The sequence below is a fragment of the [Flexibacter] sp. ATCC 35103 genome, assembly GCF_001975985.1.
Lineage (GTDB): Bacteria > Bacteroidota > Bacteroidia > Flavobacteriales > Flavobacteriaceae > Flavobacterium.
Genome location: NZ_MTQF01000009.1, coordinates 96,802 through 122,402, shown reverse-complemented (window position 1 = coordinate 122,402; position 25,601 = coordinate 96,802). Strand labels below are relative to the sequence as shown.

Sequence of the window (25,601 nt, the reverse complement as noted above, 5' to 3'; positions counted from 1 at the left end):
CTAATAGAATTCTCTTTTTCATTTTTTTATTCTTGTTTATATATTTCTAATTTTATTTTTTGTTGCTTAACTTGTTCAAGCATCTCTTTTTTATTATCCGGATTTGATGCACGGATTTACAATTTATTTTCTCTGTCGATTGATTTAACTTCTCCTTTTTATTATTTTATATTTATTATTAACTCTGCTAAGTTAAAACATAAAATAAGATAAATATTACTTTTTACATGATGTTTTAAGATTTATTCTATTATTTAATTTTTATATAATTTAAATAAAATAAAAAATATTACTGAAAAAAACATATAAGAACAATAAATAAGCAAATGTTTTTTCCATTGTATAAATTCATCATCATCAAGTAATATTACATTGTTAGAATGTTTAAATTTTAAAACATTTATTATCGGAGTATTTTTAATTTTCGAAGAAAGAGATGGATAAAAATTATATAATTCATTTATATCCTCATCAAATCTTGAAAAATACACTTTCCCTTCATTAACACTTCCATCAATAGTCAAACTCTTTCTTTTTGATGTCACATTGTATGAAGAATTAATAATTGTCATTTTCCGTACTGAATAATTACCTAAAGCATAATCAAATATTCGATATCCATCAAAGAACAAATTGAAAAGGAATATCACTACTACTGATAGGATCCATATAATTTTTACTGCTTTCATTTAAATTAATTATTTAATGGACACTAACTGTGCAAAGTCTCCTGATTTAGTACTTGTTCAAATATTATCTCAGTAAACTGCGTATGTTTTCTATCTCAATGAACTTATTGTTTTCTTTTAACATCTCTGTGCATTCTAAATTAAACATATGCTTAATGTTTTCTTAGTTTGATTTTATCCCAAATTAAATATTAAAACTTCATTAAAAATTGATTTATAATTAAGCTCAAAAAAATTAACACTTTATCTATATTGTCCCTCATAAATGAATTAGGGTATTTATCTAAGGAAAGACTCTGATAATAATTCCGATAATACGATAAATATATAGCTACTAAAAACAATATAACAATACTGATTAATGAGATTGTTTTTGTTATATTATCATTGATATAATAAAAAACAAAAGACAAAAATATATTCCATTTAGTTACATAAATTATATATAAAATGATAATAAATATTGAAATAAATCCTCCTGAGTCTTCATTAATCAAAAAAAATCCACTTATTATAACTGTAACTATTGATATTAGTTCTGCAATTAAAAAATGTTTCAATATTAGCTTTATTTTTTCCATAATTTTTTCATTTTCTGCCAAATCATATAATATAAATCAATTAATAATTGATTTATAATTAAGCCTAAAAAAATTAGTATTGCTTCTATGTTTCTTCCAATAAATGATTTTTCGCTAATTGGACGATATTGATCTTCGTAATTCTCATAATGATTTCTTATATAAAATAATTATAATAGTAATAGTAATTACAAAAGTAATTATTGATGATTTCTTTGAAATATCCATAGCATGAAACAATAATGCTAATATTAAGTTGATAATTGAGATAAAAATGAGGATAAAAAAAAATATTATGAAAATAATACCAATTTTATTGTTTTTCATTAAAATGGCAATATAAATTAATAGAAAAAAAATTGCTCCAATTTCTGAAACTAATAAGCGTAATAAAAAAGTATTTATTTTTTCCATGTTTTTTTCATTTTTACAGTATATATTAAAAAATCATCAAATGGCTGATATCCATATTGATGTTGTAAAATCCATTGTGCTAATACCCCCGCTGTGCGAAGTCTCCTGACTTAGTACGCGTTTCAATCAATATATCTTAGTAAACTGTGTATATTTATTATGTCAATGAACGTATCTTATTTTTTTATTCAACACGAACTTATATCTTATTTGTAACCAATAGCTGCGAAGTCAGGAGACTTCGCAGAGCGAGGTAAGAGTAAAGTTTTTTTCATTCAGTTTATTTTAAAACATTACAGCTTTTTTTGGGCTGTAAATATTTTTTTAATCTTTTATTTTTCTGCTAAAAATTACAAATAGCGTTTGATTATTTTATCAGATGAAATAGCCCAAATAGCATTGTTTTTATAGGAGATATTTTTTATAGGCTGATCGTGTGTATAATCAAGAATCCACGAACTGCCTTCATCTGTTGTTTGTAAAGTGAAGAACTACTAACTATAACAAACCCATTTAAAAAATCAATAAAGAAAATTTTCTCATTTTTTTTATACGAAACTTACATTCCTTTGTAATATGCTAATATCTGCAGAGGAAGTTATTTATTCTATTTTGATAAATATTTCGATAATACTATTTTATTCTTTTCAATTACATCTGCAAGTTTATTAATATCAAGAATTCCATTTGATGATTTCACAAGAGGTTTCAATTTATTAACCTCAGGATATGAAACATCATCTTCTTTGTTATAGAATTCAAACATTAAATTTGCATTGACTGAATTCATTATTTTTTTTACTGGATCGAAAAGTATATTAACTGATTCATTCTTCATAAATGCACCATTTAGAGATAAAATATCTATTATTTTCAAAGTAGATATATTATCTCTTTTTTCAGAGTATTTAATATAAATGTGCTCTTCATTATTATAAATTATTTTAATTTTAGTTAATAGCTTTATTGAAATCCCTTTTCCAGATTCCAATATACTTTCGGGCAATTTTGATATTACTTTACTATTAATAAGTGTATCGTTATCTTCTTGCGTATAATCGTAAGCATTTGTAAGATCAAAAACATTTAAAAATTTTGCTTTTGTTACAATTTTATTTTGACTAATTGATTTTTGAAAAATTAGTAGAATAATTAAGATTAAAATGTTTTTCATTTTACCAAGTTTTAGAATCTATGAATAAATTAAGTTTTTCATTTTTTTTAACTGGACTATACCATGAAAAAAAAATATTTTCGAGTTTACTTAAGTCCATATACCCACCCGAGTTAATTGCATTATATAATTCTTTAGTTAAAATATTCGATGTTTTTCCTGAAAACAACTCAATAAGAACATTGGTTTTTAATCTCATTACAATTATCGAAAGATTAGATGTTGTATTATTTGACACTTTATACCAACGATCATTAACTTTTTGTAAAACATAACAACCAGATACATCTTTGGTATTTTCTTGTTTAAAATAAAATTTAATTATTTCAGTTGGTGTATTATTGATTAAAAGAGAAACTTTATGTATTAACTTAATATAATTTTTATCAATACTCATCTGTTTAATTTTTACAAAATAATCTTCTTTTCTTTTACTTGATTTAATACTTCCTCCTAATGTATTATAATCAATCCATTCTTGACTACTTGCGGAAAGTATTGATCTCATTAGATTTTCAGGAGTATCATTTTTGACCTCTTCCAATTTTAAATAATCTTTTTTTATAACCAAAGAATCATAAACATGGAAAGATAGCTCTGACTCATCCTCTTTTCCAAGAATAAGATTTGGATCATTCTGTGCATATGTTTTTTTGCAAAAAACAATTAATAAAACAAGTACTATAATTGATTTATTCATTTTTAAAATTTAAATTTTATAATTAACATTGAAATTATATAAAGGATAAAATAAAAAATAATCATCCTATTATTACTTTCTTCTAACGAAACATTTATTTCTTTTTCGTCATCATAAGCATATTTTACTGCTTTCTTATTTAAAACCCATAAATTTAAAGAGTCTTTATGTTTTTGCATATAATCATTAATTTGTTCTGTGGGATTTTCATATTTTAATAAAAAACCTTTCGTTTCCGGCACTTGAAAAATTAAACCTTTATTAAAATAATAATTTCTTGATGATGAGTTTGATGATGATTTTCCGGTTCTGTTACTTGATATCTGCAATGAATCTATTTTAACCTTAATCTTTGTTATGTCACTCTGATTATATATAATTTTACAATTGTCATAAAATTCAAATGAAATTAAAAAAATAAAAAAAGTTGAAAAAGATATAAAAGCTAATATAATAATTCCCTTAAAACTTTCACTAAAACTGTTTGTTGTACTCATAAATTGTAAATTTATCTGTTACTTCTAAAGATTTTTGGTAATCAACTAATTCAAACTCAATAAAACCTTTAGTTTCTATTTGAACATTAGCAAAGAAAATGACTGGTGGAAAGTAAATTTCTCCAGCCAATTTTTTATCGGCAAAATTGTAATTTATATCCCCTTTTAAACTTACTTCAGCCCCACCACGCACATCAAACGTTACTTGATCTTTTGCAATTAACAACTCTGCTTTTATACCTGCAGTAATTGTGCCTTTAGGACCAATTTTAAAAAATGCTTTTTTATTATTAACATATTTTGTTTGCTCTGCCAATATATATCTCTCAACACCTCCTTCAACCTCAACTCCAAATGATGCTTTAAAATATAATCCTACATCTACTATCTCAGCCCTTGACAACACAGCCAGTGCTGGTATTGGAATTACTTTTTCAGGAGTTTCCACTACAAAACCACCTGAAACAGAAGATACTTCCATTTTCTTATAAAGTCTTGACTCACTATCTTCCTCATTATATTTTGATCCATTTATTTTAACCTTATCAACTTTAAGCTTTAAAAATTTGCTAATTTTTACATATCTATCTAATTTTTTCAAATTTCCATCTATCTCCTCAAAGGAGCTATTAATAGCTTGACTGATTCCTGCTGGAACAAAAGACCAAGCTACTGCATTCTTATCAACCCACTTAACATTAACATTCATAATACTTTCAGTTGGGTACCCTACTATTGACTTTACTTTTACATCTTTTAAGTTGTCATACATATACACATAATCCATAGATTCTAAGCCTTGATATTCTGGCTTGTAATCCTCATTAAATTTCCATTTTATATTTTGTGAAGGAACCTCGTCTATCGGTATACTAAAACCAATCGAAAATTTAGTTCTTCTATTATCCTTTGTGTTCGGACTTTTATCTACATAATATAATGTTTGTGTTGCACTAGCAACTCTTTTAGTATTATCTTTATCAGAATTATCAATTGCTTTTAAAAATTTTAATTGAACAGGCTTAACAATCAAATTAATTTCATTTGACAAATCAGGCTTTTTATCAATATCAGCAACAGATTTTAGTTGATATTTAAAGGTATTGTCATAGCGAAATATAAAATCTGCTTCTTTTATAGATTCAATTTTCTTTAAATAGTTATTGCCTCCAACATTCTCAGATATTACACCTTTTTCACTTTCATAACTTAATTCATATTTTACATTAATATCTTTTTCAAATTCTTTCATTTTAAATCGATTACTAACTAACCCATTCCTACTAAAAGGAATATTTATTTTATCATTATTATAATATTTTTTATTTCTATACTCAACAAAATACCCCTTTCCTGTCGCCGGATTACCAGCGTTTTCAACTCCTGAATTATTGTTCGGACTTGTGGGTTCATTCACCTTATCTGCTCCTGTTTCAGTATCTTGATTATCTACAGGGTCAGTAGTTACTATAGGATTTTCATTTGTTGTATCTGGATCTTTATTATCTGTATTCTGATCGGGATTTGTAGATTCATCAACATTTTTAGGATCCGTTTTATTTTCAGTTTGATCTTCTGTACTTGCCTCGGCAACCTCTTCACCTTCTGTTTGTGGATCAAAAATATCTTCTATTACTGGATCCCCTACCACATTTTTCCAATCGGGGTCATAAACAGTTACAACAACACCATCGATCAATTGATAATCTGTATTGATCGTAATGTTATCAAATTGTACTGCTATTTTAGTCTCATTTAAGTAGGGTACTATAATATAACCTTTTCCCGTATAAGGTCCATTGCCTTCCAATTCTAAAACAGTAACTGGAAAATCCCCGGCTTTAAAAGTTTCACTTTCAATTAAATTTAAAAGTGGATTTTGATTCTCAATATTAATTTGAGGCACAATACCACAATTATATGCCGGAACTCCACTAGTTTCTACAGGTGTTGTAAAAGTGCTGACTCCTGAATAAGTAAATGACTGAATACCATCGGCTGCGGGATCACAGCTTGAACCTACTCTAAATTGATACGTAATTCCCGGCTCTAAATTGGTGATTAAACTTTGTGTGTTTAAACTATTGGTCGAAAACCATTGTGCATTAGGCACATCTTGTTTTTTGTATTGTACCTGATAACGTGTATGTTCCGGCACTCCCTGCCAGGTGATTTTTACACTTTTAGAATTCTGGGATTCGCTTAATAAAAACGTTGGAGCGGTACATGAAGCAGTATATTTAAACGAGTATATCTCGCTGTATCCGTCATTTTTAAAAACAGCATTCTCTGAAAGTCCCGTTGTAGAAATTGCGCGTACTCTCCAGGCATATCGAAGACCGGGAGTAAGAATTGGCATGCTTAAATTGTACAATAAAGCAGTCGAAAAAAGGGTTTCCTCATATAAAATGGGAGACATCTGAAACGCAAACTGCGGATCTAATGTAGGATCGATAAGTTGTTTTAACTCGAACTTATACGAGATATTGGTTGCATTGATCTGGCGTGGTGTCCAGGTAAATAAAATATTAGGAAACTCTGTCGAGGCAATTTGTTCGTTTTTTTGCGGCGTATTTAATAACGGCGGATCGTTTAAGATCAAATATAAACTGGCACAGCTTTTTTGTGAGATCTTCTGGTTGGTTACAAAATCGTACAGCTCAAAACAAAAATTGTACATTCCTTCCGGCAACGGATTGGCATATTGTACGGGAGAAATTCCTTGTAGGTTTTCAAGCCTGAAAAGTGCTGCAATATCAGTATTCGTCAGTGTTTGTAATTCACCTCCATTGATAAAAATTGGGCGTTGTCCTTGTATAAAATCGCTGCTTTGTATGTTAAGTCCGTTACCTTGTATGTACAATTTTATACGTACCTGTCTTTGCGATATCGCAATATCTGTAGGATTAATTAGCAACTGCATTTTAGTATCCATGCTAGTGGCATAATCTGATATTTTGACACTATACGGACTATTAAAAACAGGTGTTACCTGAACCGGATATAATTGTGAATATCCCGCTGCACTAAAAAGTAACAGAACTAATACATATATGTTCTTGAAAAGGTTCTTCATTTTTTAATAGATGATAATTTTTTTAACCAGTGTTTGTTGCCCTGTTTCTAATACTAAAACATACATTCCAGATCCTAATGTGGTCTCAAAATCTATTTCATACTTCTTTTTCCCGGATCCGTTTTTCTGGATCATTGTATTTTGTCCCGTTGTCGAGAACAGTCTTAGATTTACTGAGCTGTCTTTTTCTAAAGTAATGTGTGCTTTAAAATTACCATTACTTGGGTTTGGGGTTACGATAAAATCTACAATAAACTGCGATGTTGTACCTGTATTTGGTAAACCGCTTCGCTGCTCTACGGTAATATTTTTACTGTATACGGCATAACATTCTCCTTGCGTTTGCTCTAAACCAATAGAATAAACACCAGTGGCATCAAACTTAAGTGTGATGTATTTTTCTTTTTGTTCGACTACTTTCACGCCTTTCGGGATGACCCAATTGGTACTTTCGCCAAACGGATTACTGGTATTTATTAAAATAACTTCTTCGTCCAGATAGGCTTGTGAGCTCAATAAAAACTCAGAACTAATCGCTGTCTGGCTTGTTTTTATTACAATCTCGTCTTCGCCAATACATCCTAAACCTGAAGTTACTTTTACGTGATAGGTTCCGGCTTTTGATACATTTATTTTGGCTTCATTCGAAGTGAACCCGTTTGTAGAGGTCCAGCTGTATTGTGCTTTTGGATCTGCAATTGCAGCGTTTAAATCCATATTCTGATCGATACATAAGGTTCTGTCAGGACCTATATTAACTATAACAGCTTCGGGATCTTTTAAAACAAATCTCTTTTTATAGACACAACAATCCGGACAGGTAATAGCAACTTCATAATTTCCTGCTGTAAGATTGTTCAGGTCTTTGGTAGTGGCTCCCGTATTCCATAAATAGCTGTAAGGTAAATTTCCGCCTGTAACATTTAATACTATCGAGGCATCATTTCCTTTATAACAAGTAGGATTTTTGATGGTTTCTGTAGTAAATATTCCGTTAGGATCACCTACAAAAATACTTCCCTGAATGATACATCCTTTTGCATCGGTTGCCTTAACAAAGTAATTGTTTGTGGTAATGTTTTCTATTTTGGCTGTTGTCCCGCCATTCGTCCACTCATAGGTATAAGGCGGAGTTCCGCCTGAAACATGCGCTTCTGCCCAACCGTCATCTCCTGTTGTACAACCTACATCAAACTTGGTAAACGTTAACTGTAATTTTACAGGTTCCGGCATATCTTGTGTGACATCATTTTCCTTTACCAGAATATTATTAACATACGTTCCCAGTTTTATTCCATTTGCATCTTCAATATTCAGTGCATAGATTCCGTTAGATATATTTTCGGCTGTTTCATCATGATCGTTCCAGATAATCCAGGAATTACCAACTTGTTTTTTCCAGGTATAATAATAAGGTAATCCGTTATTTTTATTGGCTGCTAACTGAATTCCTCCTTTGACATGTGCTACTAAAATTCCGTCCTGAGATTCGTCTCTTTGATTGTCCTGCGGATTTGCATCTGTTTCATTTCCAAATTCATTGCTTGCGTTACACGAAATAGTACGAACGACCTCAAAAGTAACTTCAAGCGGATCCGGATCGTCTAAAGCAGTAACAGAGTTTGCAACGGTACAGCTTGTTTTGTTTGTTGCCGCATTATAATTTGCATCACGAACTGTTAAGCTGTACAATTCCTCGCCTACTCCGTTTAGGGAGATGGTGTAAACGCCATTATTAAAACTGGCTGTTGTGGTAGTTTGTACAATTCCTTTACTGTTTTTCCATTCAAACCAATAGGTGTTGTCCGGTAAAATAGTACCTCCGGTCACTTCTGCTACAATTTTTCCGTTAGTCGCTTTGTAAAAACTCGGATCAAGAACTTGCGTATATTTAATAGCTAATGGTGCAGCAGGTTCTGAAATAATAACAGTTGCCTGTGTGGTACATTTTTTAAAATCTGTAACATATACCGTATAGGTACCCACTTTTAGAACTGTATTTTTATCAATCTCTACTCCATTCGACCATTTATATTCATAAGGAAATGTTCCTCCTGTAACATTTGCAGTAGCCCAACCGTCGTTTCCTCCATTACAAAAAACATTTCCTTTAGTAATGGTTACAGACAATTTTGGTGGTTCCTGCATAAATTTTGTAACGTCAATTTCCTGAGTTAATACATTATTTACATAAGTTCCTAACCTGATTCCGTTTCTGTCTTCTACGTTAAGAGCATAATTTCCGTGAGAAAGATTTGATGCTGTTTCGCCTGTAATGTCAGCTAAAGCTATCCAGGTACCATCTTGTTGTTGCTTTTTCCAATAAAAATAATATGGTAATCCGTTATTTTTATCTGCTGCAAGCGGAGTTCCTCCTGAAACATGTGCCTTTAAAATTCCGTCTTGCGATTCATCACGCTGACCATCAGTTGGTGTTGTATCTTTACTATTGCCAAATTCGTTGCTTGTGTTACACGAAATATCACGAACAACCTCAAAAACAACTTTTAAAGGATCCGGTTCGTTTAGTGTCACTTTTGACTCTAATATGGAGCAATTAACGATTTGACTGGTTGCTTCGTCATAATTTTTATCTTTAATGGTTAAAAAATAATCATCAGCCGGAACTCCGTTTAAGGTAATCGTATAAATTCCGTTTTCTACTGCGGCAGTGACAGTTTGTACTGTTCCTGCTGTATTTTTCCATTCGTAATTGTATAATTTCCCATTATTCAATGCTGGATCAAATGGTGTTCCTCCGGTAATTTCTGCTATAATTCTACCATTGGTCGCACCTGAAAAAGTAGGGGTAAAAATTTCTTTATAGGAGATTTTTACAGGAGCTGTTGGTCCGTCAATGACAATACTGCCTTTTACAAAACAGCCATTATCATCTGTTACTTCAACAAAATATTCTCCTTTTACTAGCTTTGCTATTTTATTTTCGTCGATAGTTCCTCCATCTACGCCATACCATGTGTATTTATACGGTGCTTTTCCTTTTGTAACGCTTGCTATTGCCCAACCGTTATTGCCCTCATAACAGGAAACATCTCCTGAGGTAAATGCCAATACAAGTTGTGCAGGTTCTGCAATTTTTTCTATCGCTGGAATTGCTGTTACTAAATCTGTCGTATTATAAGTTCCCTGAACGATTCCGTTTGCATCTTCAACATTTAGCGAATAGTCTCCTTCGCTAAATTCATTAGCAGTAGCTGTTTTATAATCTTCTAACTTATCCCATAATTTTGTTACCGTATTGTATTTTGACCAAGTAAATTTATAAGGTAACCCGTTATTTGCAGGTGCTACAAACTGAATTCCTCCTTTTACGGTTGCCTTTATAATAGCGTCTGACGATTTATCACGATTTTTAACCGGATCTAAATTTGCCGTATTACAAGAAATTCCCTGAATAGTTTCTAATGTTATTTCGATGGGTTCCGGATCATCTAAAATAACCACCAAAGAAGGTATCGCAACAGGATCTAAAGTACAATTTCTTTGATCTTTAACGAATAAGGTATACGTATCTTCCGGTACATTATTTAAGGAAATCGTAACAATATTATTCAAAAATTGTGTGGATGTTTTACTGGCATCTATAACGTCATTTTTACTGTTTTTCCATTGGTACGAATACGAATTTCCGTTAATTAGAGTTCCTCCGGTAACTAAAGCTACAATTTTACCGTTTTCGGCTTTATTAAAAGTAGGATTAAATGGTGTAATTTTAACTAACTGAAGTGCACTATCAGGCTGACTAATAGTTTCTGGTAATACTTTCTCATTATCATCTGCATCCTTTGCTATACAACCTACAGTATCAGTAGAATTTTTTAATTTTCTCACTTTTACAGCATAAGTACCTAAACCAAGACCGGAGATTGTAGTTTTATCACCATTTAAAAAAGTAATCCAAGAACCTGCATTTGATGAATATTGATAGATACCATTATCAATACCTCCTGTAGCCACTATATCAATTGCCCCATCTTTACCACCAAAACAATTAATATCATTTTTTTTGGTAATAGAAAAATCAACCGGAGTAGGCGAGGTTATAATGAATTCCTTCTGGTGTTCAGGATCCATTACATACGTATTTGCACCCGTTTTGTTTGGCTCTTTGTACCAGCCTATCAATGCAATAAGATACTTTCCTTTTGGAAAATCAACCGGAATTTCGTATGTTAAATCATCTCCAATTGTAATTGATTCTCCATCTGGTGTTGAGTAAAATGTTTCTTGTGGTTGACCTGTATCAGGATCATAACTTTTAACAGAGCATCTTAAAGTTTCTCCTGTTACTAATTTTGAGCTAAATTTTATTATTGCCCTTCCATCCTGAGTATCAAAACATCTGGTTTGAACAGCATCGACTGAAGCAATATGCGGAGCTGATTTAGCATAAAGTAATTCGACTCTTGTACCAGTAGCATTTGCTCTTAAAGTGATTTTTTTACCAACTGCTTCAATAGCTAAAAAGTTTTTACACAATATATTCAATGAGTTTTTACCCTGATATTCAGCAGGCAAACTTCTCCAAACATCCCTATAAACCCATCTTATACCAACTCGAACCCTTTCTTGTTCTCCATCAATATGATACATCCAATTAAAATACTTTTGATCTATCCCGGTTATTGGCGGAACAACAATAGAACTTTCCGTACCAACTATATTATTGATAGCAACAGGATTAATTAAATCAATAACGGGATATACATCAACCTGAATATTTCCTGACTGATTTAAACCTAAATCTGAAAAATTAAAATATTGACTGTAATTATCTGTTGTTACTGAAATAGATGCATCGCTATATTGTACATCCTTACATCCTCCAGTTCCTCTATCTCGTTTTGTAGTCCTAATTTTAATTTCTTTTATTTTGTCATTTTCTTTAAAAGTTACAATAGCGGGAGCAAATGTTTGATCTGTTAATCCGTTTCCATTATTTGGATAAGATGCTGACCCCTGAACAATTGTTTTAGCAGCATTATTTTTATCTATAGATGCGACCCATTGTAAACCTCTCGTTACATTATTTCCACACGAGCTTCCATCAGCTCCTACTTGTCCGCTAATTTTTAATGCATAATTTGCGGTTCCGCTTAAATTTACCTGCGCAAAACCAAATCCTGAAACCAATAAAATTATCAATAAGTAAATCTTCTTCATAGGCTTAATATATAACGGTTAGGGTTTCTGCTTTTGCAGGACTATCACTTTCTAAATTAGGAACAAAATGGTATTCGAGTTCCTGATTGATGTTTAAATTTTTATCTTCTAAAGTCAAAACATTGCTGTTCAATTCCTTCCACAACGTTGGCGGAGTTCCTTTTGTATTTTTATAAATACTTACTCCCAAGACTTTGCCTTTGTTTTTTGCATAATCCCAGGTCAGGACTATTTTTTTATTTTCTCTGTCAGCCACTCCCTGCAAAAATGTAATGACTTTGACTGGTGTAAAATTCAAAACATTTACCGTTACGGTCGAATGATCTAATGACGACCAGAGATTGCTTTTGTCCTTAGCCAGAATAGCATATTGGTATATTTTTTTATTCTCTACCTTATCATCTGTAAATTCCTGAATGGTATCATTTATCTGTTTAATTTCCAGCCATTTTTCTTGTCCTTTCTCCCTCCTTCTTAAGCTATATCCTACGACATCTTCGCTATAACTGCGAATCCATTTAAGATGTACTTTGCCATCTTTATTATCGTAATCTTTAAAAATAGGTGCGGCAGGCGGAATTTTATCCGGTTTGTCTAAAGCCAATACATCAGACAAGTCCGAAATATTAAAACGCATATCCTCAGCAGCAAGTCTGTAATACACTTTGCTATTCGTCATTTTCAGGCTTACGCTGTCTTTATAATCAGTACCCACATACGATTGATGGTAGATATCTACAAACTCTTCTCCTTTATTATTGGCTTTTAAAATTCGATATCCTCTTAAATCTTTTTCAGTGTTTGCTTTCCATTTTAACCGAACGACTCCAAGGCTGTCTATTACACCTTCAAGACCTGTAGGCTTTGCCGGCGGAATAGAATCTACTGGCTGAACGAGCATACTTTGAGAGGTTAATCGCTGATTATTTTTGCCTACAACAGAGATGGTAAAATAATTCGAGGGATATAAATTTTCTTTATAATTGAGTTTTCTCTGGGATGGCGGAATAATTTTAGAAACTACTTTATAAGGTCCTTTATCATTATCTGCCAAATTAATTTCGTACCCCTGAATAAAACCTTCTGATGCTGCAGGATAATCCCATTCCAGATTAACTTCGTTGGTGTTTACAATATTATAATCTACCAGTCTTGCCGGCGTTACTATTGCTGCTACTCCTGTTGCCGTAATAGGTTTTGAAATTTCTCCTTTTTCTCCAAATGCTGTGATACCGTATACCCTGTATTGATATACTTTATCGTTTACACTCAGCGTATCAATATAATACATGCTTTTTGACGGATGTTCGTCTTTATCATTCAGGTTGACCAATGGCGTTGCGGCTATTGGGGCAAAATTGATTCCGTCTGAAGATTTCTCCACCATGTATGACGTATAAATTCTTTTAAAGGTTTGGTAGTCCCAGGAAAGCAGTACTTGTTTGTCGTCAGGAACTGCAATAAAATCAGTTGGTGCAGGAAGTGTACTATAATCTTTTAATCCTATCATATAAGAGGATTCCTTAACCTTTGGACTTTCGAAAACACTTACCTGATACGCATAAACTTCATTTTGCTTTACGTTGGTATCCACCAGTCCCCAACCTGCTTTTACTGCTCCGGTAAAACTCATATCTGCGGCGTATAAAGCAAATGTAAAACGCTGATCGAGTTCATCAGCCATATTTACTATTTTAGCCAGATCTCCTTCTTTAGCGGCAGTTACTTCAAAGCTTTCTCCGTAAATAGATTGCGCTATAATAGCGGCATTATTGTCTTTTTGTACCAGGTCCATCCATGAATCCAGCGGTTCAGGAAGTAATGGTTTTGGGGTAAGTACTATTTTTTCAGGTTTTTGTAAAACATTTCCATCACGTAATATGGTGGTTCTGGTTACTATAAATCCTTTTTTATTTGCTTTTTGCCATTCGCTAGGAGAGTTAACTGCCCAGCGTATCAAAATCTTATCTTTTTGTGCTCTTGCATTGACCATAACGGTAGCACGTTTAGTTTGAGAATATGATATCGAAATAAAGAATAATAATAAAAAAAGAAACTTGAATTTAGGCATTAAGATGTAATTTTTTCCATGTTAAAAAAACGCAAAAATAGTATTTTATATCAACTGACAAACAATTATTTATAAAATAAAAAGCATATTAATAGGACAAAATTCCGAAAGTGTTTTTTGATCAAAAAAGTCAATTTCGTAAACCTCATTATTCTAATTTTTTACACTTTTTATCTGTTTAAATTCTTACAAATTAGTTGTTGATAATTTATAAATTATACGATTACGGTTACTAAAATACAAATTTAGGATAAATCTTATATTTTAAACTATTTAAATATTTTATTTTCTAATTTTAACGTTTATAACTAAAACTAACCCCATAAAAAATGCACAAAAATCAAAAAGACCTTTGCGCATTCTAAAAAAACAATACTCTAATTAAGTATCTTATTTCAGGAAATAATCAGCATCGATTAATTTATTTCCTGTATCATCAAAAACGGCATAATTAAAACCGCCCTGAACACAATATGAACCGTATTCTCCGGCTTTGTTCAGGGCAATAAAACCTACCTGAATATCTTTTAAATCTTTATTTCTATTCTTAGTCAGCTTTACGATTCTGGCTACAGCTTCTTCACATGCTTTTTGAGGAGATTTGCCTTGTCGCATTAACTCCACTACTAAATGACAGCCTGTAATCCTGATGACCTCTTCGCCGTGACCTGTTGCTGTGGCAGCTCCAATTTCGTTATCGACGTACAAGCCTGCACCAATAATTGGGGAATCACCAACACGCCCGTGCATCTTGAAAGCCATTCCGCTTGTGGTACACGCGCCAGAAAGATTTCCGTTGGCATCCAGCGCAATCATTCCAATTGTATCATGGTTTTCGATATTGGCAATTGGTTTGTATTTGCTGTCTTTCAACCATTCTTTCCATTCTTTTTCAGATTCTTCGAGCAATAAGTTTTCTTTCTTGAATCCTTGTGATAAAGCAAATTGCAAAGCTCCGTCACCAACCAGCATTACATGAGGCGTTTTTTCCATTACAGCTCTCGCAACAGAGATGGGATGTTTTATATATTCTAAACAGGCAACAGAACCTATATTGGCATTTTCATCCATAATACAAGCGTCTAACGTTACACGACCATCTCTATCCGGACGTCCGCCATAACCTACGCTTCTTTCTTTTGGGTCGCCTTCGGGAATTTTAACTCCTGCTTCGACAGCATCCAGGGCGGTTCCTTTATTTTTTAGAACTTCCCATGCGGCTTCATTTGCCTGAATTCCAAATCGCCAGGTCGAAAGTACAATTGGCTTTTTGCCTTTTTTGGAAACCAGTATTTTTTCTTCTTCTGAATTTGAATCATTTGAATTAAATGATTGCAATGCCACAGCAACTGAAGCTATTGCTGCCGTTTTTATAAAATTTCTGCGATTTGAATGTGTCATATTAAAATATTTTTAAACCATATAAGTTATATAAGATCATTTAAGATGGCTGTTATAGTTACTCAAAATTAAATTATATAAGTAATATTTAGAACATTTCCAGGCATTTATATCTTTCTAAAAAATTAAAGCCAAATTTTCAAAAATTCTTTTACATGAACTTATATAACTTATATGGTTTATAACTTAGCTGTATAAAGCAAACTAACAGCGCCAATTAAAGCTGCCTCTTCATTATCTTTAGAAATAGAAACCGTAATTTCGATTCCGGCTTCTTTAATTTTTTTATGGAAAGCAGGCAGAAAAAATTCGCTTGCATTTGCAATTTTCCCTCCAATAACAAATCCGTCGGCATCAAATTTTTGTAACCACGGAATAACTATTGTGGCCAAATCTTCGCCCATTTCTTCAAATACTTTTACCGCATTTGCATCGCCGTCAACAGCCAGATTATAGATCTCTAATCCGTTGTTTGCATTTTTGCCCGTTAAATTTTTATAACGTCGTAAAAGTCCTCTCGCCGAAACATAATCTTCGGCAATACTTTCCTTAAAAGCAAGGTTATAAATTTCTCCATCTGCCGGCACTGATTCTCCGGCAGCAATTGAAACTCCTTTATCTATAAAACAAGCTCCAAGTCCGGTGCCCAATGTGATTGCCATTATTTTTTTAGACAAATTTTGAGCATCTTTATACACTTCTCCTTTTCCGAAACAAACAGCATCATTTTCAAACAGAATAGGAAAATTGCTTGTCAGGTTAAGCGTCCCCTGAAATAAATAACGAACATTAAGTCCGTAAAAATGTTCATATTTAGACTGGTCCTTTATCCAGCAAATTCCGTTTTCATAATCAAACGGACCGGGCATACAAACTGATAATCCTATTACATTTTCTACTTTAGAATTTTTGATCGAAGTACGGATTGCTTTTTCCCAAATAGACATTACCTCATCTACAGGCAAATTAGAGTCAAATGATTCTTTATGTAATGAAAGATCAACTACTTTCATGTTTTTAACATCTATAATAGCAGTGGTAATATGTGTGCCTCCAATATCAATTCCTACGGCATATTCTTTATTCATTCTTTGTTTTTTTGAATTGAACCATTAAGAGATTAAGAAATTTTAAGTTTGATTCTCATTTTTTAAATCCTTAAGAAACTAAGTCTGACTGCTTAATTTTTCTTAATTTCTTAAGGGTAATTTTTTCCTGATTTTAAAAAACTTAATTTTTACTGATTCTTTAACGGCAGATATTTTATTTTAAAGGTTTTTATCTTTTAAGATTTGGGGATAATGAATGCTGGTATGAACAATCATTTCTCCAAATAGTGTGTTGGCCCACGCAAACCATTTTCTGGTAAACTTTGTTACATCGTCTTTGTGGAAAGATTCGTGCATAAATCCTGTATCGGCGTTTGTTTTAATCAAATTGCTGATACAATGTTTTATTTCATTTTCATCTACACTGGTAATCGCTCTTAAAACAATACTCATTGGCCATATTGTATCTACTCCGGTGTGCGGACCTCCAACTCCTTCGCCCGCTTTTCCTTTATAGAAAAACGGATTATTTTCTGAAAGCACGACTTTTCTGGTATTCAGATAAAGCTGATTATCCGGCTCAATTGCGCCTAAATACGGTAATGATAATAACGAAGGAACATTAGCATCATCCATCATATGAAAACTTCCGTAACCATTGACTTCAAAAGCAATGATTTTTCCGAATTTTGGATGATCGATAATTCCGTTTTCTTCTAATCCTTTCTGAACTTGTCCTTGTAATTCTTTGGCTTTAGCTACTAAATTATCATCTTTTAATGCTGGCAAAGAGAAAATTTCCTGAAGATACCCAAGCACTTCAATCGCAAACATATTACTCGGAATTAAATACCCGAACAAAGTACTATCGTCACTTGGTCTAAAAGTCGAAACGATTAATCCGCATGGTTTTACAGGATATCCGTAACCTCCCAAAGGTACGCCATCTGTAGCCCAAGCTGTTACTCTCTGGAAGTTGTAAGGTCCTTTATCTGTCCAGCGTTGTTGTTCTTTGAAAGTTTGAATAACCAAAAGCATTGCTTCTTTCCACTTACTGTCAAACAAACTGATGTCTCCGGTTTCCTTCCAATAGCCATGCGCCAATCGTATTGGATAACACAAACTGTCAATTTCCCATTTGCGTTCGTGAATTCCAGGCTGCATTTTGGTCATATCATTTTTCCATTCGCTTACCTGATTAAAATCTTTATAAAAAGCGTTTGCATAAGGATCAAGTAAAATACATTTGGTTTGGCGATTGATAACCCCTTTTACCAATTCTGCCAATTTTTTATCTTCTTTGACAAACGGAATATAGGGCCAAATCTGCGCTGTACTATCACGCAACCACATCGCATCGATATCTCCTGTAATTACATATGTATCAGGTTTTCCGTCGATGATTTCAAAATCTACGGTTGTGTCTAATGTGTTTGGGAAACAGTTTTCAAACAACCACGCCAATTCCGGATTTGCAATTTGCTTTTTGATTCTTACGATTGCGGCCTCAACAGCTTTACTCGTAAATTTTCTTTCGGCTAAAGGTGGTCTTTTGGTAATAAAATCTTTTAAGGCGAAATTGAAAGTATCTGAATTCATCCCGAAAACATCGGTTTGAAGTGCTAATAATCCTGCTGAAAAAATCCCTGTGTTTTTTATAAATTTTCTACGTGATTGCATAGTATTATTTTGAAGTTGAATAAGAATATGGATAAGAACTTGCCGAAGTTCCTCTTTGTAAATTAGGTTTGCTAATCATGTCAAAATTTAACTCTCCACCTTTTAATACATCAAAATGATTGATGAAATTTTTGGTATGAATTGCATTGTTCCACTTTAAATCCTGAACATATTTATTGGTTTCAGAATTATTTGGTGCATTGATTACTAATTTTTTTCCGTTTTCTAATTGCAAGGTTAATTTCTTAAATAATGGTGCTCCAAGAACATATTCTTCTGTTCCGGGACAAACCGGATAAAATCCCATTGCTGAGAAAACATACCAGGCAGAAGTTTGTCCGTTATCCTCATCTCCGCAATATCCGTCCGGAGTTGGTTTATACAAACGGTTCATCACTTCACGAGACCAATATTGAGTTTTCCAGGGTTCACCAGCATAATTGTACAAATAAATCATGTGCTGAATGGGTTGATTTCCGTGAGCGTATTGTCCCATATTCATGATTTGCATTTCGCGGATTTCATGAATAACTGCACCATAATAACTATCATCAAAAATTGGCGGAGTGGAGAAAACTGCATCTAATTTTGCGGTGAATTTTTTCTCGCCGCCCATTAAATCAATCAAACCATGAACATCATGAAAAACACTCCAGCTATAGTGCCACGCATTTCCTTCGGTAAAAGCATCTCCCCATTTAAACGGATTGAAATCTTTTGGGAAACTTCCGTCTTTATTTCGACCGCTCATTAAACCAATTGAAGGATTATAAAGATTCTTATAATTCATCATTCGTTTTTCATATAAACTGATTTCTTTTTTAGGGCGATTTAAGGCTTTTGCCAATTTCCAGATCGAGAAATCATCGTAAGCATATTCTAATGTTCTGGCTGCATTTTCATTGATTTTTACATCATAAGGAACATAACCTAAAGTGTTGTAATACTCCACTCCTTTTCTCCCTACAGCTTCTAATGGACCTTCGTTATTGGCGCCATGCAATAAAGCTTCATACAATTTATTGATATCATATCCTCGCAATCCTTTGATATAAGCATCAGCAACTACAGAAGCAGAGTTATTCCCAACCATTACATCTCTGAATCCCGGGCTTGACCATTCCGGCAAGAAACCACCTTCTTTATAATCGTTGATTAATCCTTCCTGCATTTCTTTATTTATCGAAGGATAAACCAGATTTAACAAAGGATATAAGGCACGAAAAGTATCCCAAAATCCTGTTCCTGCAAACATATAACCCGGCAAAACTTGTCCATTATACGGACTGTAATGCACGATTTCTCCTTTTGCATTTACTTCATATTGCTTCTGCGGAAAACAAGCGGTACGATATAAACTGGAGTAAAACGTTTTTAGTTGTTCTTCGCTTCCACCTTCGGCAGATAATTTTCCTAAAACTTTATTCCATTCTTGTTTTGATTGCGCTACAGTTTCATTAAATGAAGAAGTTCCTAATTCGTTTTTTAAATTTAATTCTGCTTGTTCTGCGCTAATAAATGAAGAGGAAACTTTTACGTTTATGATTTCTCCTTTTTTAGTTTTAAAACCTACAACTGCACCAACATGATTGTCTTTTAATTCTAATTTGTCTTTTTCTAAAACTTTATCGTGCCAAGTATAATTAGTAGCAAATGGTTTATCGAATTGAAGTACAAAGTAGTTTTTGAAATTCTCTGGAACGCCGCCACTATTTCTAGTTGTATATCCTATAATTTTATTTTCTGATGGAATTATTTTAATGTAAGACCCTTTATCAAAAGCATCGATTACAATAGAAGATTGTTCATTTTCCGGAAACGTTATCTGAAAATGTGCTGCTCTTTCAGTTGCTGTAATTTCGGTCGTTACATCATAATCAGCAAGATATACGCTATAATAATACGGCTTAGAAACCTCTGCTTTGTGGCTGAACCAGCTTCCTCTTTCGTCTTCTGCAAAAGTTAGCTTACCGGTTACCGGCATGATCGAAAACTGTCCGTAATCGTTCATCCACGGCGATGGCTGATGTGTTTGTTTGAATCCTCTAATTTTTTCGGCAGTGTAAATATACGCCCAACCGTCGCCCATTTTCCCGGTTTGCGGTGTCCAGAAGTTCATTCCCCAAGGTCGGCAAATTGCAGGATACGTATTTCCGTTCGAAAGACTATGCAAAGATTGTGTTCCCATTAAAGGATTTACATATTCTACCGGATCTAAAGTTTTAACTTGTGCGTTTCCTGCAAAAAAACATTGCATTACCCCTAAAAAAATTAAACTCTTTATTTTCATATTTTTATTTTTATGCTTTACGCTTTAAGCTATAGGCTTTAAGCTAAAACTGTGGCTGAACTCTTCTTATTTCTTTAATCTAAATCTTGTTTGTCTAAGCTTTGTCAAAGTTTAAAACTTTGACAAAGCTACCGTGAGCCTAAAATCTTAAACTGTAAATCATACCTAACAGGTTTTAAAAACCTGTTAGGAAACTCAACGTTCCAATTTCTTAAATCTAAAATCTATATTCTAAAATCTTAAATCTAAATAGGTCTATCTTCTTTTTTCACTCCAAAAGTTGTCGATGGTTTACTTCCCATAAACAATTTTAATTCTCCACCTTTTACGATCATATCGTGTGTAATGTATGATTTTGTATAAGGTTTTCCGTTATATTCTGCTTTTTGAATATAGATATTTGTTTTGCTATTATCGATTGCGTTTACTGTAAACGAAATTCCTTCTTTATGATGAATCGTAGCTGAATTTACCAACGGACTTCCTAAAACGTAAATTCCGTTTGCCGGATTAACCGAATAGAATCCCATTGACGATAAAATATACCAAGCCGACATTTGTCCTAAATCTTCATTTCCGCATAATCCGTCCGGTTTTGTCGAGTAAAATTTATCATCGATTTCACGAATTAGTTTTGCCGTTTTCCAAGGTTGTCCTGCATAAGCATACAAATATGGAATATGGTGATTTGGCTCATTTCCTTGTGCATATTGACCAATTAATCCACTAATATCCGGTGAAATTTCTTCTCCTTCTACTTTATCTGTGATTAAGAAAAGGGAATCTAATTTGGCTAAAAATTTATCTTCGCTTCCAAATAATTCAATTAAACCATAAGGATCCTGAGGAACTAACCAAGTATATTGCCATGCATTTCCCTCGACATAATCGTCTTTACGATGCGCTGATGAAAGCGGATTAAATGGTGTTCTCCAATTTCCATCGGTCAATTTTCCTCTCATGAATGTGGTTTCTTTATCGAAATATAATTTGTACAAATTGGCTCTTTTGATGAAATAATTATAATCATCGGTTTTCCCTAAAGATTTTGCCATTTGTGCCACACAATAATCATCAATTGCATATTCTAAAGCATTACCAACAGATTCCAACATCTTATCAGCTGGAATATATTCTAGTTTCTGAACATAATCCATTCCGTCACGCGTTTGCATGGCTGTTTTTTTGATCGCTTCGTATGCCAATGCGGTATCGTAATCTCTATATCCTTTCATGTAAGCATCTACAATCACGGCGATTGAGTGATTTCCGTTCATCGTATTGGTTTCATTACCCATTAAATGCCAAACCGGTAATCTGCCTTGTTGTTCGTAGATTGCCAAAAATGATTTAACGATATCGTTGATTTTATTTGGTTGCGTAATTGTGTATAAAGGATGCAAACCACGATAAGTATCCCAAAGTGAGAAAGTGGTATAGTTTGTAAAATTTGCTTTTTCGTAAACTTTCTTGTCTGTTCCTCTATAATCTCCGTTTACATCATTGAAAATTGAAGGCGCAAACATGGTATGATACAAAGCAGTGTAAAAAACTTTCATGTTTTTATCATCTCCTTTGATCTGAATTTTATTTAGCTCTTTATTCCATTTTGAAGTCGCTTCTTTTGCTACAGCATTAAAATCCCAACCCGGAATCTCGGCTTTAATATTTGCAGAAGCGTTCTCATAACTTACCGGAGAAATCCCCACTTTTACTAAAACTTGTTTGTTTTTTAAAGTCTTGAAATCTAAAACTGCTTTCATTTTTAAACCTTCTCCTTCGTTTCCAGAAACAGCCGTTGTATTGTCGTAAAGTGCAATATTTGAAATTGGTTCCGAAAATTCGATCGTAAAGAAAATACGTTGATCAGCTGCCCAACCCGCAGAATATCTGTATCCTACAAGCGTTGTTTCGTTTAGCTTTTTGATGAAAGTTTTTACCGGTTTATCCCAACCAATTCCGTCAGCAAGATCTAGTAAAACGTGATTGTCTGTAGTAGAATTAAAAGTATATTTATGAAAACCTACTCTTTCGCTGGCGGTTAACTCAGCTTTGATTTTGTATTTATCTAATAAAACGCTGTAATATCCAGCTTTACTTACTTCGTTTTTATGAGAGAAATAAGAACCGTAACCCGTTGCCATATCTTCTTTTGTTCCTTTGGTTAGTGGCACTTTTCCAGAAACAGGAAGTAATAAAATATCATTTAAATCTCCAATTCCGGTTCCGCTTAAATGCGTGTGCGTGAATCCTAGAATTGTATTACTTGCATAGTTGTATCCGCTGCACCAATCCCAACCTTCAAAAACATTTACGGGACCTAATTGTACAGCTCCAAAAGGAACATTCGCGCCCACAAATACATGTCCGTGTCCTGCAGATCCAATAAACGGATTTACATATTGTGTATAATCTGTGCTAGTTTGTTTTACTTTCTTTTCCTGCGAAATTACCGCTAAACTGCTTAGCATAATTATAGCGAAAACAATGTTTTTGAATTTTGTAACCATTTTAATTATTTTTTATTTGATTTGTGTAAATGTTGCCCACGGATGACACGGGTTAAACTGATTTACACGGATATTTTTTTAATCTTTGAACTTAAATTTAACCGCAAAGTATGCAAGGATTTACGCAAAGGTCGCAAAGTAGACGCACTGCTGTGCGCCTCTACGGAAAACCTTTGTCTCTTTGAACCTTTGTTCCTAAAAACCTCAGAACCTCAGCAACTTAAAACCTTAGTACCTTGCTAAAACCTCATACAAGGAGTAAACTTTTAAAACCGGTTTTTCAATTTTTCCTTCGAATGTGATTGTTTTTTCTTCTCCGGGTTTTAAATCGAAATAATTGTCGCTCCATTTTCCGGTATATCCTTTTATGGAAACGTTTACATATTTGGCAAATTTTGATGCTTTTAAAACTACTTTATTTCCTTTTACTTCCCAAGTAATTTTTGGATCTTCGAGTGTTAAATTTATTGGGCGCGTCAAATCTATTTCAGGCGTTTTATCATCCCGATACGCTTCTTTCATCGCATACCAGGCTGCTTTTGGTTGTCTGTCATAATAATCGGTTACACTCCAGCTTGCTACTGGCCAGCAATCGTTAAGCTGCCAAACCAAAGTTCCCATATTATAAGGTGCTTTTGAACGGTGAATTCCTATAATATTTTTAAGCGAATAATATTGCAAGCATTGGGTGAGGTATGAATAATCCTCAACATTCATTTTCTTTATTTTGGTCGAATCAATAAAATAGCGATTCAAATACGAATCTAATTTCAGAAATCCTTTTCCGGCTTTTTGATGGGCCTGCAAAATATCCGAATATAAATAGCGGTCTTCCGGCAGTGTGAATTTTTCTATTGAAGAATAAGTTGGCATTGCCTGCATTCCGTATTCGCTCACAAAACGTCCTGTTTTTTTCTGTACGGCTTCTACATCTTCTAATCCCCACCAGGTTCCCCAATAATGGCTGTCACCTTCTGAAATACTGGCTTTTCTCGACCAATGAAATAATGGTGATGAGCTAATATAAGGACGTTTCGTATCAACTTCTTTTACCCATTTCGGGATACTGTCCTGAAACAAACGAACGTAATCTTTCCATAATCTGGTGGAATCCTGCTTAGACATTTTCATGCTTTTTTGCCATCCCCAATCTTTAAAGGCTTCATCAATTTCATTATTTCCGCACCATAAAACAATACTTTTATGATGGCGTAAACGTTTTACCTGATACTGAACTTCTTTTTTTACATTATCAAAAAAAGCATCATCTCCCGGTATCATTGTTCCGGCAAACATAAAATCCTGCCAGACGTAGATTCCGTATTTATCGCATAAGTCATAGAAATAATCGTCTTCATAAATTCCGCCGCCCCAAACACGAAGCATATTCATGTTGGCATCTTTGGCCATACCAATCACTTTTTCGTATTCTTTTTTGGTTACTCTGGATAAAAAAGCATCTGACGGAATATAATTGGCGCCTTTCATATAAACTGGTTTTCCATCAATCTTAAAATAAAATGATTTCCCCAGACTATCCGGTTGTTGTACCAATTCTATTTTTCGATCTAAAACGTATGGTTTCTCCGGAGTTTTTTCGTCGTAGGCTTCTAATCTTGGGGTTTTCCATATTCCGCAAGTGGTGAATTTTGGTCCCCAATCCCATCCAAAATGATATTGCGCTTTTCGTACATAAGCACGCGGATTGTCCGGAATCACAAATGGAAAATCTTTTTTGGCTAGGGAATCAACTACATTTTGTGCCGATTTAAAAACAATTACTAAATCATTATTTCCGGATTTAATGAGTTTTTTAACGTCTACGCGCCATTGACGGAACATGTTATCCGCTTTTAAAACCAATTGATTGTTGAGGTAAACGGTTGCATAAGTATCTAATCCGTCAAAAACCAGCTCTGCATTTTTCTTTTTTAATGTTGCTGCACCAATTTTAAAAGTGGTTTTATATTCCCAGTCTTTCTTTTCGATCCAGGCAACTTTTTTTTCATTGTCTCTGTAAAATGGATCCGGTATTACTTTATTATTCAATAAATCGGTGTGGATTTCTCCAGGCACGGTTGCAGGAAACCATTTATCAGTTTTTATTTCTCGATATTGCCAATCTTCTTTTATATCAATACTTTGAGCATTGATTACAAATGAGAAATTCGCAATACAAAGAGATATTACCCAATAAAAGTTTTTTATATATTTCATTTTTTATTTTTTTACTGCAAGTGATATTGTAACGCGGATGACACGGATTTAAACGGATTTTTAACCTC

The 25,601-nt window shown here is 33.3% G+C and carries 13 protein-coding genes; all 13 read right to left on the bottom strand.

Going from position 1 to position 25,601, the window contains the following annotated elements; genetic code table 11:
• Nucleotides 1–254: 254 nt before the first annotated feature.
• Nucleotides 255–689, bottom strand: a complete 435-nt coding sequence (locus BXU01_RS18375; RefSeq protein ID WP_083694504.1) for a hypothetical protein — start codon at nt 687–689, stop codon at nt 255–257.
• A gap of 1,602 nt (nt 690–2,291) precedes the next feature.
• Nucleotides 2,292–2,858, bottom strand: coding sequence for a hypothetical protein (locus BXU01_RS18360; RefSeq protein WP_083694511.1), 567 nt, complete (start codon nt 2,856–2,858; stop codon nt 2,292–2,294).
• Nucleotide 2,859: 1 nt separating this feature from the next.
• The gene (locus tag BXU01_RS18355; protein ID WP_083694514.1) at nt 2,860–3,558 is read right to left on the bottom strand and encodes a hypothetical protein; all 699 of its coding nucleotides are present in this window, start codon (nt 3,556–3,558) and stop codon (nt 2,860–2,862) included.
• A 2-nt stretch (nt 3,559–3,560) separates the two neighbouring features.
• Nucleotides 3,561–4,055 carry a hypothetical protein gene (locus tag BXU01_RS18350; protein ID WP_083694516.1) on the bottom strand — a complete coding sequence of 165 codons (495 nt, stop codon included), beginning with the start codon at nt 4,053–4,055 and terminating at the stop codon, nt 3,561–3,563.
• On the bottom strand, nt 4,033–7,131 hold the full coding sequence (locus BXU01_RS18345; RefSeq protein ID WP_083694519.1) for a fibronectin type III domain-containing protein: 3,099 nt from the start codon (nt 7,129–7,131) through the stop codon (nt 4,033–4,035). The genes BXU01_RS18350 and BXU01_RS18345 overlap by 23 nt, the downstream gene beginning before the upstream one ends.
• A 3-nt stretch (nt 7,132–7,134) precedes the next feature.
• Entirely contained in the window at nt 7,135–12,315 is a 5,181-nt protein-coding gene (locus tag BXU01_RS18340; protein ID WP_083694521.1) for a T9SS type A sorting domain-containing protein, read from the bottom strand.
• 4 nt (nt 12,316–12,319) lie between these two features.
• A complete protein-coding gene (locus BXU01_RS18335) occupies nt 12,320–14,308 on the bottom strand; it encodes a fibronectin type III domain-containing protein (protein WP_206196628.1) in 1,989 nt (662 codons plus the stop codon).
• 468 nt (nt 14,309–14,776) lie between these two features.
• Nucleotides 14,777–15,787, bottom strand: coding sequence for an isoaspartyl peptidase/L-asparaginase family protein (locus tag BXU01_RS18330; protein WP_083694527.1), 1,011 nt, complete (start codon nt 15,785–15,787; stop codon nt 14,777–14,779).
• A gap of 179 nt (nt 15,788–15,966) precedes the next feature.
• Entirely contained in the window at nt 15,967–16,875 is a 909-nt protein-coding gene (locus BXU01_RS18325) for an ROK family protein (RefSeq protein WP_083694529.1), read from the bottom strand.
• Nucleotides 16,876–17,055: 180 nt separating this feature from the next.
• Nucleotides 17,056–18,516, bottom strand: coding sequence for a glycoside hydrolase family 125 protein (locus tag BXU01_RS18320; RefSeq protein WP_083694532.1), 1,461 nt, complete (start codon nt 18,514–18,516; stop codon nt 17,056–17,058).
• A gap of 4 nt (nt 18,517–18,520) precedes the next feature.
• Nucleotides 18,521–20,806, bottom strand: coding sequence for a GH92 family glycosyl hydrolase (locus BXU01_RS18315; RefSeq protein WP_083694535.1), 2,286 nt, complete (start codon nt 20,804–20,806; stop codon nt 18,521–18,523).
• A gap of 245 nt (nt 20,807–21,051) precedes the next feature.
• Complete coding sequence (locus BXU01_RS18310) at nt 21,052–23,316, bottom strand: GH92 family glycosyl hydrolase (RefSeq protein WP_083694538.1); 2,265 nt, start codon at nt 23,314–23,316, stop codon at nt 21,052–21,054.
• 228 nt (nt 23,317–23,544) lie between these two features.
• Nucleotides 23,545–25,533, bottom strand: a complete 1,989-nt coding sequence (locus BXU01_RS18305; protein ID WP_255373800.1) for a glycoside hydrolase family 2 protein — start codon at nt 25,531–25,533, stop codon at nt 23,545–23,547.
• Nucleotides 25,534–25,601: the final 68 nt, after the last annotated feature.